This is a genomic window from Klebsiella sp. 28 (assembly GCF_018223905.1).
Lineage (GTDB): Bacteria > Pseudomonadota > Gammaproteobacteria > Enterobacterales > Enterobacteriaceae > Klebsiella > Klebsiella pneumoniae.
Genome location: NZ_JAGRQY010000002.1, coordinates 19845 through 34953 on the forward strand (window position 1 = coordinate 19845; position 15109 = coordinate 34953).

At 57.8% G+C, this 15109-nt stretch carries 13 protein-coding genes; 1 reads left to right on the forward strand and 12 read right to left on the reverse strand.

All coding sequences use genetic code 11. The features are described 5' to 3' along the window. Nucleotides 1-46: 46 nt before the first annotated feature. From rlpA to leuS, 10 genes are all read right to left on the reverse strand, one after another. A complete protein-coding gene (rlpA, locus tag KHQ28_RS00195) occupies nt 47-1195 on the reverse strand; it encodes an endolytic peptidoglycan transglycosylase RlpA (RefSeq protein ID WP_004176882.1) in 1149 nt (382 codons plus the stop codon). An 11-nt stretch (nt 1196-1206) separates the two neighbouring features. Beyond that, nucleotides 1207-2319 (reverse strand): peptidoglycan glycosyltransferase MrdB, encoded by a 1113-nt coding sequence (gene mrdB, locus KHQ28_RS00200; protein ID WP_002894613.1) that lies wholly within the window; start codon nt 2317-2319, stop codon nt 1207-1209. Beyond that, complete coding sequence (gene mrdA / locus KHQ28_RS00205) at nt 2319-4220, reverse strand: peptidoglycan DD-transpeptidase MrdA (RefSeq protein ID WP_002894617.1); 1902 nt, start codon at nt 4218-4220, stop codon at nt 2319-2321. The genes mrdB and mrdA overlap by 1 nt, the downstream gene beginning before the upstream one ends. Nucleotides 4221-4247: 27 nt before the next feature. Continuing rightward, entirely contained in the window at nt 4248-4715 is a 468-nt protein-coding gene (gene rlmH / locus KHQ28_RS00210) for a 23S rRNA (pseudouridine(1915)-N(3))-methyltransferase RlmH (protein WP_002894620.1), read from the reverse strand. A gap of 3 nt (nt 4716-4718) precedes the next feature. After that, nucleotides 4719-5036 carry a ribosome silencing factor gene (rsfS, locus tag KHQ28_RS00215; RefSeq protein ID WP_002894623.1) on the reverse strand — a complete coding sequence of 106 codons (318 nt, stop codon included), beginning with the start codon at nt 5034-5036 and terminating at the stop codon, nt 4719-4721. Between the two features lie 222 nt (nt 5037-5258). Beyond that, entirely contained in the window at nt 5259-5888 is a 630-nt protein-coding gene (locus tag KHQ28_RS00220; protein WP_032419220.1) for an adenosylcobalamin/alpha-ribazole phosphatase, read from the reverse strand. A gap of 72 nt (nt 5889-5960) precedes the next feature. Then, the gene (gene nadD, locus KHQ28_RS00225; protein ID WP_004176879.1) at nt 5961-6611 is read right to left on the reverse strand and encodes a nicotinate-nucleotide adenylyltransferase; all 651 of its coding nucleotides are present in this window, start codon (nt 6609-6611) and stop codon (nt 5961-5963) included. Beyond that, entirely contained in the window at nt 6604-7635 is a 1032-nt protein-coding gene (gene holA / locus KHQ28_RS00230) for a DNA polymerase III subunit delta (RefSeq protein ID WP_002894692.1), read from the reverse strand. Before holA ends, nadD begins: the two co-directional genes overlap by 8 nt. Continuing rightward, the gene (gene lptE, locus KHQ28_RS00235) at nt 7635-8225 is read right to left on the reverse strand and encodes an LPS assembly lipoprotein LptE (RefSeq protein ID WP_002894693.1); all 591 of its coding nucleotides are present in this window, start codon (nt 8223-8225) and stop codon (nt 7635-7637) included. Before lptE ends, holA begins: the two co-directional genes overlap by 1 nt. Before the next feature lie 14 nt (nt 8226-8239). Next, nucleotides 8240-10822 (reverse strand): leucine--tRNA ligase, encoded by a 2583-nt coding sequence (gene leuS / locus KHQ28_RS00240; RefSeq protein WP_004176877.1) that lies wholly within the window; start codon nt 10820-10822, stop codon nt 8240-8242. A 226-nt stretch (nt 10823-11048) separates the two neighbouring features. Between leuS and KHQ28_RS00245 the strand changes: the two genes are divergently transcribed. Further along, nucleotides 11049-11531: a zinc ribbon-containing protein gene (locus KHQ28_RS00245; protein WP_002894699.1), complete on the forward strand. Its 483-nt coding sequence runs from the start codon at nt 11049-11051 to the stop codon at nt 11529-11531. A 45-nt stretch (nt 11532-11576) separates the two neighbouring features. On the opposite strand, the gene KHQ28_RS00250 is transcribed toward KHQ28_RS00245, so the two are convergent. Further along, nucleotides 11577-13370: a filamentous hemagglutinin N-terminal domain-containing protein gene (locus KHQ28_RS00250; protein ID WP_032419219.1), complete on the reverse strand. Its 1794-nt coding sequence runs from the start codon at nt 13368-13370 to the stop codon at nt 11577-11579. Between the two features lie 65 nt (nt 13371-13435). After that, nucleotides 13436-15106: a ShlB/FhaC/HecB family hemolysin secretion/activation protein gene (locus KHQ28_RS00255; RefSeq protein ID WP_032419218.1), complete on the reverse strand. Its 1671-nt coding sequence runs from the start codon at nt 15104-15106 to the stop codon at nt 13436-13438. Nucleotides 15107-15109 lie beyond the last annotated feature (3 nt).

The window sequence follows — 15109 nt, forward strand, 5'->3', positions numbered from 1 at the left end:
GTTAATGACTTTTACATGCGCGAGGTGAACGGGCGGCCCGCGGCGTTTAGTTGGCGCGAGTAATAAAGGACTGCAGCTGCGCTTCGCTTTGCAGGCGCTGCTGCACGGCGCTGGCCTGTGCTTTATCAGCAAAGGGACCCAGCTGAATACGCCAGACCGCGCCGTTTTGCATGACCCGGCCTGGCACAGAAAACTGCTGGCTCAGGCGCTTCTGATACTGCTGCGCCCGCGTCTGGTCGCTTACTGCGCCCACCTGGACAACAAAATTACCGCTGGCGCTGGAGGTCGCGGAGGACGAGGCCGCCACGGCGCCAGCGGCTGCGGCGGTGGCCGCAGCGGGCGCCACATTACCCTGAATGGAGCCAGGCGCGGTCACTGGCGCTGTTGGCGTGGCGCCGGCGGCAGGAGCCGTCGCGGCGGCTGCCGCTGGTTCGCTACTCTCCAGCACGCCGTTGTTCAGGGGCGTCGGCGCGCCGAGGAAACCGCCGCTGTTCACCGGCGCGCCCACGCTGTCTGCCGGCGTCAGCGTGCTGTTGCTGATCGGGCGAACGTCAGTGGGTGCGGGTTGGCTCATGCCAGCGGCGTCCCCACCGTCCAGATTCGGACGGGCGGGCAGGGCGTAAGTCTGTTTGGCGACGGTGGTACAGGCCATCCCCGGGCCGGAAAGCGAACCGTCAGGCGCGACGATGATGGGGTCGATGCGCACTTTGGTGTTGTTGGAGGTGTTCAGGCGGTCAGCGGATGCGCGGGAAAGCGAGATGACCCGATCGTTGCCATAGGGACCGCGATCGTTAATCCGCACGACGATCATCCGTCCGTTGGCAAGGTTAGTGATCCGCGCGTAGCTCGGGATCGGCAGCGTCGGGTGCGCTGCGGTCAACTGAGTCGGATCGAAGGCTTCGCCGCTGGCGGTCAGGTTGCTGTTGGGTTCTGCGTCATAGATCGCCGCGAAACCGGCCTGAGTAAAGTTGGCCGGATCCTGAACGATTTTGTAGCTTTTACCGTCGCGCTCATAATCCTGATTCGCCGTGGCGTTTGGCGTTTCATATTGCGGATCGGCGCCGCTGATCTCAACCGTCGGGCCATTACAGACGGCCGGCTGTGGAGTACTGACCGTTTTTTGTTGCACGTCATCACTCGAACATGCCGCCAGCAGCCCCGCTGCTATGCAGATCCCCAGCCATTGCTTACGCATTGCTAACCCCTTTAAACGCTTTTCGACAACATTTTTCTGTGGGTATGGATCGACATTACGATACCAAACCCGGCCATCAGTACGATCAGGGCGGAGCCCCCGTAGCTCACCAGCGGCAACGGTACGCCCACCACCGGTAAAATACCACTCACCATACCAATATTTACGAAGACATAAACGAATAAAATCAACATTAAACCACCGGCCATGACCCGGCCAAAGGTGGTTTGCGCCTGGGCGGCGATCCACAGTCCGCGCATAATCAGCAGAATATAAAGCGCTAGCAGGATCAGTACGCCAATCAGGCCCAGCTCTTCGGCGAGGACGGCGAAGATAAAGTCGGTGTGGCGTTCCGGCAGAAACTCCAGCTGCGACTGGGTGCCGTGCAGCCAGCCTTTGCCGCGCAGACCGCCGGAGCCAATGGCAATTTTAGACTGAATAATGTGATAGCCGGCGCCCAGCGGGTCGGTTTCCGGATCGAGGAGCATCATCACGCGCTGACGCTGATAGTCGTGCATCAGGAAGAACCACAGGATCGGAATAAAGGCGGCGACCAGCACCACGGCGATACCAATCAGGCGCCAGCTGAGGCCGGAGAGGAACAGCACAAACAGCCCGGATAGGGCGATCAGGATCGAGGTCCCGAGGTCAGGCTGCGCCGCCACCAGCAGCGTCGGCAGGAAGATTAGCACCAGGGCAATGCCGGTGTTCTTCAGCGACGGTGGACAGACATCGCGGTTAATAAACCGCGCCACCATCAGCGGCACGGCTATTTTGGCGATCTCCGACGGCTGAAAGCGCACAATACCGAGATCCAGCCAGCGCTGCGCCCCTTTGGAGATGGCGCCGAAGGCGTCAACGGCTACCAGCAGGATGATACAGAAAATATAGAGGTAGGGCGCCCAGCCTTCATAGACCCGCGGCGGGATCTGCGCCATGACGATCATGATCACCACGCCCATGGCGATCTGGCCGATTTTACGCTCCATCATGCCGACGTCCTGACCGCTGGCGCTCCAGATAACCAGCGCGCTGTAGGTCAGCAGCGCCAGCAGGATAAGCAGCATGGTGGGGTCAAGATGGATTTTATCCCATAGCGATTTTTTGTTCGGATTATCCGTCATTATTGATCCTCCCCTGCGGTTACCGCCGGGTTTTCGCTTGGCAGCGTAGTGTTGTTATCGCCCAGCATGATGTGATCGAGGATCTGGCGCATAATGGTACCGACCGCCGGGCCGGCGCCGCCGTTTTCCAGAATCATCGCCACGGCAACCTGCGGGTTGTTATAAGGCGCAAACGCCGTCATCAGTTTATGGTCGCGCAAGCGCTCGGAGATCCGGTGCGCGTTATAGGTTTCGTTGGCCTTCAGGCCGAACACCTGAGCGGTACCTGACTTGGCCGCGATTTTATACGGCGCGCTGGCGAAGTATTTGTGCGCGGTGCCGTTGCCGCGGTTGGCCACTCCGTACATGCCGTCTTTGGCGATTTCCCAATAGCCGGAATGGATATCGCCTACCGGCGGCTCATGGGGCTGGACCCAGGGTACGGGCTTGCCGTCTTCCACGGTGCTCTGCAGCAGATGAGGCACCTTCACCACGCCGTCGTTAATCAGGATCATCAGCGCTTTGTTCATCTGGATCGGCGTGGCGGTCCAGTAACCCTGGCCGATGCCCACCGGAATAGTGTCCCCTTGGTACCAGGGTTTCTTAAAGCGCTTGAGCTTCCATTCGCGGGTCGGCATGTTGCCAGAGCGCTCCTCGGAGAGGTCGATACCGGTGTAGTGGCCGTAGCCAAACTTGCTCATCCACTCTGAGAGACGGTCGATGCCCATGTCATAGGCGACCTGGTAGAAATAGGTATCTGCAGACTCCTCGAGCGCTTTGGTGACGTTCAGATGGCCGTGGCCCCACTTTTTCCAGTCACGATAGCGTTTCTCTGAGCCGGGCAACTGCCACCAGCCGGGGTCGAAGAGGCTGGTGTTGCGGGTGATCACCCCGGCGCTCAGCGCCGAGACGGCGACGTACGGTTTGACCGTCGACGCCGGCGGATAGACCCCCTGCGTCGCTCGGTTGACCAGCGGTGTGTTCGGGTCGTTGAGCAGCGCGGAGTAATCTTTGCTGGAGATGCCGTCGACGAACAGGTTCGGGTCATAGCTCGGGGTTGAAACCAGCGCCAGAATAGCGCCGGTACGCGGGTCGGTCACCACCACGGCGGCGCGGCTGCCGGCCAGCAGCGTTTCAATATACTGCTGCAGCTTGAGGTCGAGGGTGAGGTAGATGTCGCGTCCGGCCTGCGGAGGCACCTCTTTCAGCTGACGAATGACGCGGCCGCGGTTGTTCACTTCAACCTCTTCGTAGCCGGTCTGACCGTGCAGAACGTCCTCGTAATAACGCTCTATACCCAGCTTCCCAATGTCGTGCGTCGAGGCGTAGTTGGCCAGCTTGCCCTCTTTATCCAGGCGGTCGACGTCTTTATCGTTAATTTTTGAGACATAGCCAATGACGTGAGTCAGCGCCGAATTATAGGGGTAATAACGACGCTTGTAGCCTTTGACTTCCACGCCGGGAAAGCGGTACTGGTTGACGGCAAAGCGGGCCACCTGCACTTCGCTGAGGTTGACCTTTACCGGAATCGAGGTAAAACGATGGGAGCGGGCGCGCTCCTTTTTGAAACCGGCGATGTCATCGTCGGTTAAATCGACGACGTCGCGTAGTGCATCCAGCGTCTGCTGTACGTTATCGACTTTCTCCGGCATCATCTCCAGCTGGTAAATGGTGCGGTTAAGCGCCAGCGGGGTGCCGTTGCGATCGTAAATAATGCCGCGGCTCGGCGGGATCGGCACCAGCTTGATGCGGTTTTCGTTCGAGCGCGTCTGATAGTCGTCGAAGCGAACGATTTGCACATTGTACAGGTTGGCGATCAGAACGCCGGTAAGCAGCAAAATCCCCAAAAAAGCGACCAGCGCCCGGCGCACGAACAGCGAGGATTCAGCCGTATAGTCGCGGAAAGAATTCTGTAATTTCATTCGCTGCTTAGTCTACCCTGATCATCATTACTCACGGTGGTACGGGTGGTTGGTGGTGATGCTCCACGCCCGGTACAGACTCTCGGCCACCAGTACGCGCACCAGCGGGTGAGGTAAGGTGAGGGTGGAGAGCGACCAACTCTGTTCCGCCGCTGCTTTACAGGCGGGAGAGAGACCTTCCGGACCGCCTACCAGTAAACTGACGTCGCGCCCGTCCTGTTTCCAGCGTTCCAGTTCGCGCGCCAGCTGCGGTGTATCCCATGGTTTACCCGGAATATCCAGGGTCACGATGCGGTTCTTACCGGCAGCGGCTAACATCATCTCGCCCTCTTTTTCGAGGATGCGTTTGATATCAGCGTTCTTACCGCGCTTACCGGCAGGGATCTCCACCAGCTCGAACGGCATATCTTTGGGAAAACGGCGCAGATACTCGCTAAAGCCGGTCTGTACCCAGTCCGGCATTTTGGTGCCAACGGCCACCAGCTGCAACTTCACGCATTAACTCCAGAGTTTTTCCAGCTCGTACAGACGACGGCTCTCTTCCTGCATGACGTGGACCATCACGTCGCCGAGGTCGACGACGATCCAGTCGGCGGCGGCTTCCCCTTCAACGCCCAGCGGCAGCATGCCGGCGGCGCGGGACTCCTGAACCACGTGGTCGGCGATAGACATCACATGACGCGTGGAGGTGCCGGTGCAGATAATCATGCAATCGGTGATGCTGGATTTGCCATGTACATCAATGGCAACGATGTCCTGACCTTTCAGGTCATCAATTTTGTCGATAACAAAATCCTGGAGTGCTTTACCCTGCAAGTGTTCCCCCTGGGTGCGTGAAGATTGATAATCATAAAGAGCCTGACAGTATACCTGAACTGATGAAAAAGTCGGGTGAAATGTCTGTCGGCAGGCGTTCGTGGCGGGCTATCATCCCATCCCTCGCCGCGGATTGCATCGCCATTTTTGTAAAACAATTTCTGCAAACCGGCTTTGGCGGATGCTGCCTGGCAGCGGAGAATAACAGCCTGCTCTGGCCTGTCAATGGTCTGGCGGGAATTCTTCTTGCGGCTGCCAGACGGCCTGGCTATTTAATACCCGCAGGGTGGTGAAATCGTCGCGGATTTCGAGGAGGCTCCAGGCGCCATGGGCAATGGGAAAGTGCCACATCGCCGCCGCAGGCATCTGCAGCAGCAGGGCGGTCAGCAGGCTCAGGACGCCCTGATGGCCGACGATCAGCAGGTGGTCAAGATGGCGGCAGTCGGTCAGCGTTGGGATAAACTCGCTGACGCGGTGGGCAAAATTCTGAAAGCTTTCGCCGTTGGTGGGGGCCGCATGCTGCCAGTCGGCACACCAGGCGGCATAGTTTTCCGCATCTTCTCGCTGGAGGTCGCGATGATGACGCATCTCCCAGTCGCCGAAAAACATCTCATTGAGCGCGGGATGGCGCTCACGCGGAATAGCGCGGTCGCCAAGCAGCAGATCGGCCGTTGTCCCGGTCCGCGCCAGCTCGCTACAGAATACTTTATCGAAAGGCGCCAGGCGTAGCCGTTCGCCGAGCGCGCGCGCCTGAGCGACGCCGCGCGGCGTCAGGGGCGTTGGGGCATGGCCGCTGTATAACCCGGCAACGTTGGCTTCGGTTTCGCCATGGCGAACTAACCACAATTTCATGAACAGGCTCTGACAGGCGATGAAGAGATGGCGTTACGATAGCGCTTTTTTCGCGCCAGGCCCAGCCTGGGGTCAGCAATAGAGTCCCTGCTCGCGGATGTAATCCAGCACGGCGGCAGGCAGCATCTCGGCGCAGGACTCGCCGCGCTCAAGGCGCTGGCGGATGATCGTCGCGGAAATATCGAACCACGGCGTCTCAGCCAGGTAGATCACGCCGGAAGGGCGGTTATGCAGAGACTCCACGTCGTGGGTTAAATGGCGATCCAGCCAGCGCTGATCCGCTTCCTGCGCCATGGTCAGCGGGTAACCCGGGCGGCGGCAAACAATCAGGTGGACATTGTCGAGAATGGTTTCATAGTTGTGCCAGGTGGGAAAGGTCAGTAGCGAATCCTGGCCAATGATAAACGCCAGCGGTTTGCGCGGCCCCTGCTCCTGGCGCCACTCCTGCAGCGTTTGCGCCGTCCAGGAGGGGGTATCGCGCCGCAGTTCGCGTTCATCGAGCGTGAACAGCGGTTTATCGGCAATCGCCAGCTTCAGCATGTGCACGCGCTGGGCGCTGGTGGCTTCCGGCTGCGGCCGGTGCGGCGGGACGTTGTTAGGCATGATGATGACCTTGCTCAGGCCAATCTGATTCGCCAGGATCTCAACCGGCTTGAGGTGACCGTAATGCACCGGATCGAAGGTGCCGCCATAGATTGCCTGTAACTGAGTCATATCAACCATCAATAAAAACGTCCGCCAGGGCTTTGTGGCAGAGCAACAACGAAAGACTTTCCAGTTCGGGCCAGACGTCGTGCCCGTAATCCTGTTTAAAGGTGAGCTCCGCGCGGGTCAGAAGGGTCACCGCCTGGCGCAGCTGTTCCCCGCTCAGGCGCGTGAGGGCGTCGCTGAGCAGCTGACGGCGGTTTTGCCAGACCCGATGTTTATCAAACAGCGAGCGCAGCGGCGTGTGCGTCGCCTGGCGCTTGAGGGTAACCAGCAGCAGCAGCTCCCGCTGCAGAGTACGCAGCAGGATCGCCGGCTCACAGCCTTCAAGGCGTAACTGCTGCAGGACGTGCAGCACGCGCTTACTTTTGCCTGCCAGTAGGGCATCGACCCAATGGTAAGGCGTAAAGTGCGCGGCATCGTTTACCGCTTGCTCAACGCGGGGCAGGGTTAGCTTACCGTCCGGCCAGAGCAGCGCCAGACGCTCCAGCGCCTGCGCCAGCGCCAGCAGATTGCCTTCGTAACAGTAGCACAGCAGCTGACTGGCCGCGTCGTCGAGCTGCAGCTGATGCTGTTTGGCCCGGGCGGCCAGCCAGCGCGGCAGCTGCGCGTATTCCGGCGTCTGGCAACTGACCTGGACTGCGCGCTGAGCCAGGGCGGTGAGCCATGCGGCATTCTCCTGGGCTTTGGTCAGCTTATTTCCGCGAACTATCAGCAGCAGGTCGTCGTGCAGCAGGCCAACCAGCGTGGCGAGCTGTTCATTGATCGCCGCGTTGGGGCCGTTTTCCGGTAGGATCAACAGCAGGGTTTGCCGGCTGGCAAACAGGCTCATCGCCTGGCTTAAGGCGAAAATCGCCTGCCAGTCGGTGCTGTTGTCGATTGAAAAAGTATGGTGCTCGGTAAATCCCTGCGCGGCAGCAGCTTCGCGAATGGCGTCCTGGCTTTCCTGCAACAGCAGGGGATCGTTGCCAAGCAGCAGATAGGCCGCGCGCAGCCCTTCAGTGAGCTGCGCGCGGAGCTGTTCCGGGTACAACCGAATCATCATTGACCCAGCGTGGTGGAGACGCGGTTACCCGAGGAAGCCGGCGCCGCGCTGCTGGCGACCGGTTTCTCTTCCTGCTGGGTTGCTTCAACATCCGCTACCTGAACGCTTGGCAGCTTACGAATCAGCTGTTCCGCCGCTTTGTCGTACATTTCCTGGATAATCATATCCTGCTCGGCGTCTTTCGCTAATGCCGCCTGCGGGTTATCAAAGAACGACCGATAGACCTTGGTGGTAATCGGATAGATATCGTGACCCGGGATCAGGACGCTGGCATGAACGGTCATGACCATCTGATACTCCGCCGTACGACCATCCTGGAACACCGATGCGGTATCTTTCTGAATCGACGAGCCATCGAGGCGCAGAGAAGGGACATCTTTACGCAGCGTGCTGGCGTCGATCAGTTCCACGCCGTTAAGACGCAGCTGATTACGTACCGCGCGGCTTAACGGGCCGTTCGGATCGCTCGACTGGAAAATCATGGTTTTCATGGTGGCGGGCACCTTGGTAGTGCTACGCAAATGCCAGCCACAGCCGGCGGTGACGAGCACCGCCAGAGATAACAACATTGTTACCAGATATCGCACGCTTCCTCCCGCGCTTAGCCAACGACCAGATTGAGCAGTTTACCCGGAACGTAAATCACTTTACGCACGGTTTTACCGTCGAGATATTTCGCCACCAGATGTTCCTGGCCGGCGCGCTCGCGAACCTGCTCTTCAGTTGCATCTACCGCAACGGTAATTTTACCACGAACTTTGCCATTGACCTGGACGACGACGAGGGTGCTGTCTTCCACCATCGCGCTCTCATCCGCTACCGGCCACGGCGCGTTGTCGATATCGCCTTCGCCGTTCAGCTCACGCCACAGGGTGAAGCTGGCGTGCGGAGTGAACGGGTTGAGCATACGCACCACCGCCAGCAGAGCTTCCTGCATCAGCGCACGATCCTGCTCATCTTCCTGCGGCGCTTTCGCCAGCTTGTTCATCAGCTCCATGATTGCCGCGATGGCGGTGTTGAAGGTCTGACGACGGCCGATGTCATCGGTCACTTTGGCGATGGTTTTGTGGATATCGCGACGCAGCGCTTTCTGATCTTCGCTCAGAGCCGCCACGTTCAGTGCCGCAACCTCTCCTTTAGTGGTGTGCTCGTAGACCAGTTTCCAGACGCGTTTCAGGAAGCGGTTCGCCCCTTCAACGCCAGATTCCTGCCACTCGAGGGTCATATCCGCCGGGGACGCAAACATCATGAACAGACGCACGGTATCCGCGCCGTAGCGCTCAACCATCACCTGCGGGTCGATGCCGTTGTTTTTCGACTTGGACATCTTGCTCATGCCGGTGTACACCAGCTCGTGGCCCGCCGCGTCTTTGGCCTTCACGATGCGGCCTTTTTCGTCGCGCTCAACGATGGCGTCAACCGGGGAAACCCAGTTACGTTCGCCGTTTTCGCCCACATAGTAGAACGCGTCAGCCAGCACCATGCCCTGGCACAGCAGCTGTTTCGCCGGCTCATCGGAGTTCACCATGCCCGCGTCGCGCATCAGCTTATGGAAGAAGCGGAAGTAGAGCAGGTGCATGATGGCGTGTTCGATACCGCCGATGTAGATATCTACCGGCAGCCAGTAGTTGGCCGCTTTCGAATCCAGCATTCCTTCCTGATACTGCGGGCAGGTGTAGCGCGCATAGTACCAGGAGGATTCCATAAAGGTGTCAAAGGTGTCGGTTTCGCGCAGCGCCGGCTGGCCGTTGACGGTGGTCTTGGCCCATTCAGGATCGGCTTTGATCGGACTGGTGATGCCGTCCATGACCACGTCTTCCGGCAGGATCACCGGCAGCTGATCTTCCGGAGTCGGCAGCACGGTGCCATCTTCCAGGGTCACCATCGGGATCGGCGCGCCCCAGTAGCGCTGACGGGATACGCCCCAGTCGCGCAGACGGTAGTTAACTTTACGCTCGCCCACGCCCATGGCAGCCAGTTTGTCGGCAATGGCGTTGAAGCCCGCTTCATAATCAAGACCGCTGAACTCGCCGGAGTTAAACAGGACGCCTTTCTCGGTCAGCGCCTGCTCGGAGAGATCCGGCTCGGAGCCGTCGGCAGCGAGGATAACCGGCTTAATGTTCAGACCGTACTTGCTGGCGAACTCGTAGTCGCGCTGGTCGTGACCCGGAACGGCCATTACCGCGCCGGTGCCGTATTCCATCAGCACAAAGTTTGCCGCCCAGACTGGAATTTCTTCACCGGTCAGCGGATGAATGGCTTTAAAGCCGGTATCGACGCCTTTTTTCTCCATCGTCGCCATGTCGGCTTCGGCCACTTTGGTATTGCGGCACTCGTCGATAAAGGCGGCCAGCGCCGGATTGTTCGCCGCAGCCTGCTGCGCCAGCGGGTGGCCCGCCGCGACGGCCAGGTAGGTACAACCCATAAAGGTGTCCGGACGGGTGGTGTAGACAGTCAGTTTGTCAGCGTAGTCGTTGACGTCAAAGGAGATTTCTACCCCTTCCGAACGGCCGATCCAGTTGCGCTGCATGGTCTTCACGGTGTCCGGCCAGTGGTCCAGCTTATCCAGATCGTTCAGCAGTTCATCGGCGTAGGCGGTGATTTTAATAAACCACTGCGGGATCTCTTTACGCTCGACCTTGGTATCGCAGCGCCAGCAGCAGCCGTCGATAACCTGTTCGTTGGCCAGCACGGTCTGGTCATTCGGGCACCAGTTCACTGCGGAGGTTTTTTTGTACACCAGGCCTTTTTTGTACAGCTCGGTGAAGAACTTCTGCTCCCAGCGGTAGTATTCCGGGGTGCAGGTCGCCAGCTCGCGGCTCCAGTCATAGCCGAAGCCCAGCATTTTGAGCTGGTTTTTCATGTAGGCGATGTTGTCGTAGGTCCACGGCGCTGGCGCGGTGTTGTTTTTCACCGCCGCCCCTTCTGCCGGCAGACCGAACGCATCCCAGCCGATCGGCTGCAGGACGTTTTTGCCCAGCATGCGCTGGTAGCGGGCAATCACGTCGCCGATGGTGTAGTTACGCACGTGACCCATGTGTAGTCGACCAGAAGGATAAGGAAGCATCGACAGGCAGTAATACTTCTCTTTGCTCTCGTCTTCAGTTACTTCAAATGTACGATTTTCGTCCCAGTGAAGCTGGACTTTCGATTCTATCTCTTCCGGGCGGTATTGCTCTTGCATGGCAGCCAGTGGTCCTGTTTTCAATACAGCTACAAAGTGTAGCCAATGGATGTGTTATTTCAGATCGGCATAGCATAGCCCAAACGCCCACGTCAAAACAGCTTTTCGCACATCAACATCGGCAAAAGCTGCGCAGATTATTTCGCGACTCTGTGGCTTGTCAGACACAGCGGGAGAGGAATAAGGTCTATTATCAGAAGACGTTAACCCCACCGGAGGCGAAATGATGAACAAGGTTGCTCAATATTACCGTGAACTGGTCTCCTCGCTCAGCGAACGGCTCCGCCATGGAGAGCGCGATATCGACGCGCTGGTGACGCAGGCGCGGGAAAAAATCGTCCGCGCCGGCGATCTGACGCAGAGCGAGATCGAGTCGGTGATTGCGGCGGTCAAGCGCGACCTCGAGGAGTTTGCCCGCAGCTACGAAGAGAGTCACGAAGACGAGAGCGACAGCGTGTTTATGCGGGTGATCAAAGAGAGCCTGTGGCAGGAGCTGGCTGATATCACCGACAAAACCCAGCTCGAGTGGCGGGAAGTCTTTCAGGATCTGAATCATCACGGCGTGTACCACAGCGGCGAAGTGGTCGGTCTGGGCAACCTGGTCTGCGAGAAGTGCCACTATCACCTGGCGGTATACACCCCGGACGTGCTGCCGCGCTGTCCAAAATGTGGCCACGATCAGTTCCAGCGTCGGCCCTTCGAGCCCTAAGCGTGCGAAAAACGATGCGCGAGGCTTCGCGCATCGTGTTCTGTCTTATTTCACTGTGTTGACTTCGGTGCTCTTGAAATACTGTTTTCCACCCATGTCGCTAACATATTTCTGCGATGAGTTCAGTACCAGCTTGTCAGCAGTTAACGTCCCGACGCCGCATTTCGCCAGGCCCAGGATGCCGCAACTTTTACCACCATTGACCACTTTGGTGGCGGTTAACGTCATGTTGCCGCCCGCGCTGAGGGTTGAATAATTGTAGATCGCGCCTTTATTTTTGGTATTTAAGGTCAGGTCGCCGGTGCTGCTGATCTGCCCTTCGTTGGTGATATCTGAGTAGGTCGTGATTGAAATATTTTTGGCAGTAATATTGCCATAATTATTCACTACGCCGTGATCGGTGGTGATATCGGCGGCTTTCATATAACCATTTTGGTTCAGCCAGTAGCTGTGGGCGGTAATGGCGTTGGTTGCCTCAATATGACCACTGCTGCTTTGCGCCAGCGTGCCGTTGGTCTGCAGATTGATATTTTCGCCGGTGATATTGCCGAGGTTATAGATTTCGCCCGTATTGGCGCTGCCGTCCTGTTTAAGCGACTGAATGGTTGTTTGGCCAGTAGAGTTAATATTGCCGGTGTTTTTAAAGCTGTCGCCGACAAACGTCAGGCTGGTGTTTTTGGCGCTGATTTTGCCTTCATTGAGGAAATCACCGATTGCCGTGGCGGCAATCTGGTTATTTGACAGCAGGGAGGCTTTTTCTTCGTTGCGGATTTTCCCGCCGCTGGTCAGGCTTAATCCACTGGTGCCGGTCATCGTGCCTGAGTCGCCGTTGGTGATGTTGCCGTTGGCGGTGGCAATCAGCTGGCCGCCGGAGAGAGAACCGGTGTTAACGATATAATCGCCACTGGAGAGCATTAAATAATAGGCGCCGGCGATGCTACCGTCATTGGTGATGCCCGAGGCGGTGGCGACCTGACTCAGCAGACCGTTGCTTTTGATCGTGCCTTTGTTCAGCAGATTACCGTTGCTGGTGAGCTGCAGCGAACTATTCGCGACGATAGAGCCTTTATTGCGTACGCCAAAGCCGATGTTATTGCCGACCATGCTGATGCTGTTGGCCTCAATGCCGCCAAGGCTGCTGACGTCGATGCTGTACTGCGGGTTAACCGTCATCTGGATCAGGGTGGCCTTTTTACCAGCGGAGGTCACCGAGCCAGAGCTGTTATCCATGGTGAAGTTGCCCGCGCTGACCAGGGCGTTGTTGGCCTGCACTTTACCGTTAATCTTAATCGCGTCGGCGAGCAGAACCGCATAGCCGTTGGCGGCATTCATGCCATTTTCGCCGATGGTGAGGGTGCCGCCCGTTACGGTATAGCTGCCGATGGCGCCATCGTCGGTCATATTAACCTTGCCGGTGGTCAGGATAGCCTTGTTGGTATTAACAAAGCTACAGCCGGAACAGGTGATGCCGTTCGGGTTGGCGATTACCACATCCGCTTTCTGACCGTTGACTTCGATAAAGCCCTTCAGGCTACTGGCGTTTTTGGAGGTCACCTCGTTCAAAATCACCGAAGCGCTGCCGGCGGTCAGATTATTGTTGCGGGCGATATTGCCAAATGTGCTGTGGCTGACATCATCGCCGCTGTTATTGAGGATGGTGCCATTGGCGCCGACGTTGAAGTCGCGGTACAGGTTATGGGAGACACCGGCGGCGTTCGGCTTTTCAATATCGATAACCGTGGCGCCGGAAGAGTGCGTATAGCTTGTGGGGTCGGCATAAACTACCGACGAGGTTAATACTGCCGCCAGTGCGACATAAGAAGCCTTGAACTTAAACATTTTCTTTATTCCTTTAAATAATGATTAATAAATAATGTAAATATGACGAGTCAATAATGTGCGAATTAATACCTCCACTGTAATGAAAAGCCCATATTCAGGGCGTCGCTATGAAACTTATCCGGTTTACTCAGCGGGGTACTAATAAACAGATCGTACTGCGTTGACCATAGCTGACCGCGCAGCCCGCTGACGGCGCCGGAGAGCACTTTGCCTTTTTGATATAGATCGGCGCCGATAAGGCGGCCTATATCCGCGCCCAAATAGAATTGCCGCTCGTGGGTGGCCAGATCCCAGATAAAATCGTTGCGCCAGTACCATCCCTGATTGCTGGACAGGCTGTTTTCACCGTCAAAACCGCGCACGCTCCAGCGGCTGCCAATATTGAATTTATTATCGGAAGCGAGTTTGTCCGGGCTGAACTGGGCGCTGAGGCGGGGAGCCCAGGTAAATTTGTCGCCGGTGGCGTCAAATTTCATCATTGCCTGCAGATTACCATGCACAATCCGCGACAGCGGGCTATACAGCCCGGCCTGCTCTTCCGGCGTTGCTGTCGAGCTGAGCCACGGCAGGCTGCGCTGGATGCCGATGCTGGCATCAACAATCTTTTTGTTAAAGTAGTGCTGGTGGTTGAGGGTGAATTCCCATGAGGGGTTCTGCTTGCGCATCACCAGTAGCTCACTGCCGCCGAAGTAATAATGCGAGGTACTCTTGGCGATCCGCAGGTCGGCGGTAGTTTTTTGCTGCCGGGTGTGGGAGAGCAGACGACTCAGCGTGGCGCTGTAGTAGCGATTTTTACTCTTATAATCCATCGTCGACCAGTTGCCGTTAAACTGCTGACGATACTGGCTGTATGCCCCGTAGGCGCTTAGTGTCCAGTAGCCAAAGGGAATGGAGTAATACAGGCTGCCGTTGTGGTTGCCGTCGTTATGCTGATTGAATTCAATATCGCCCCCGCCGGAAAGGTACAGGATATCGTTGAGGGTGGTCAGGTCATAGAGATAGAGGGCCCCGCCGGCCTGGTAGCGTCCGCTGGCTTTGCTGCCGGCGTCGTCAAGCCAGGCGCCAAGCTGCCATTTTTTCGCCAGGCTGCGGGCGATCTGGATATCGCTTTCTCCCTCGTGTTGGCCCGGCAGCAGTTTCATGTGCGCGGTGGCGCCGGGCAGACGCTGCAGGTTGGCCATCCCTTGCTCAAGGTCGCTTAAGCGCAGGATAGTACCGGAAGAGGTGGGCAGGGAATTCCACAGGCGGGTGGTGTCCGAGCCGTCGGCATAGTCGATAGCGCCCACTTTGCCATAGTGCAGCGTGAACCTGAGTATGCCGTGCTCCAGCGACTGGGAGGGCACATCAATCAGCGAGGTGATGTAGCCTTGCGCGATCAGCTCATTTTGCAAGGTATAGGCCAGCAGGCGAATGCCTTCGCTGCCCAGGCAGCGTCCCTGCGCCTGCCGCGCGGTTTTCGCCAGTAATTTCCGGGTGAGCGCCTGGTTATCGGAGTCGATATCGACCCGGTTGATCAATTTGCAATGCGTTTCCTCAGGAAAAGGGATACCCTGCGGCGCCACGCGCTGTTGTGAAGACTGAAAATCCTGTTGCTGCGGCGCCAGCGCCTCCTGGCGGGCTTTATCCTGCTCCGTCTGGTGAGTAGAAGAGGTCAATGGCGCGGCCCCGGCGGCTGAGGTGCCCGCCAGCGTGATAAACAGCAGCCCGGTGAGCGTGCGAGATCGAATTAACATGAA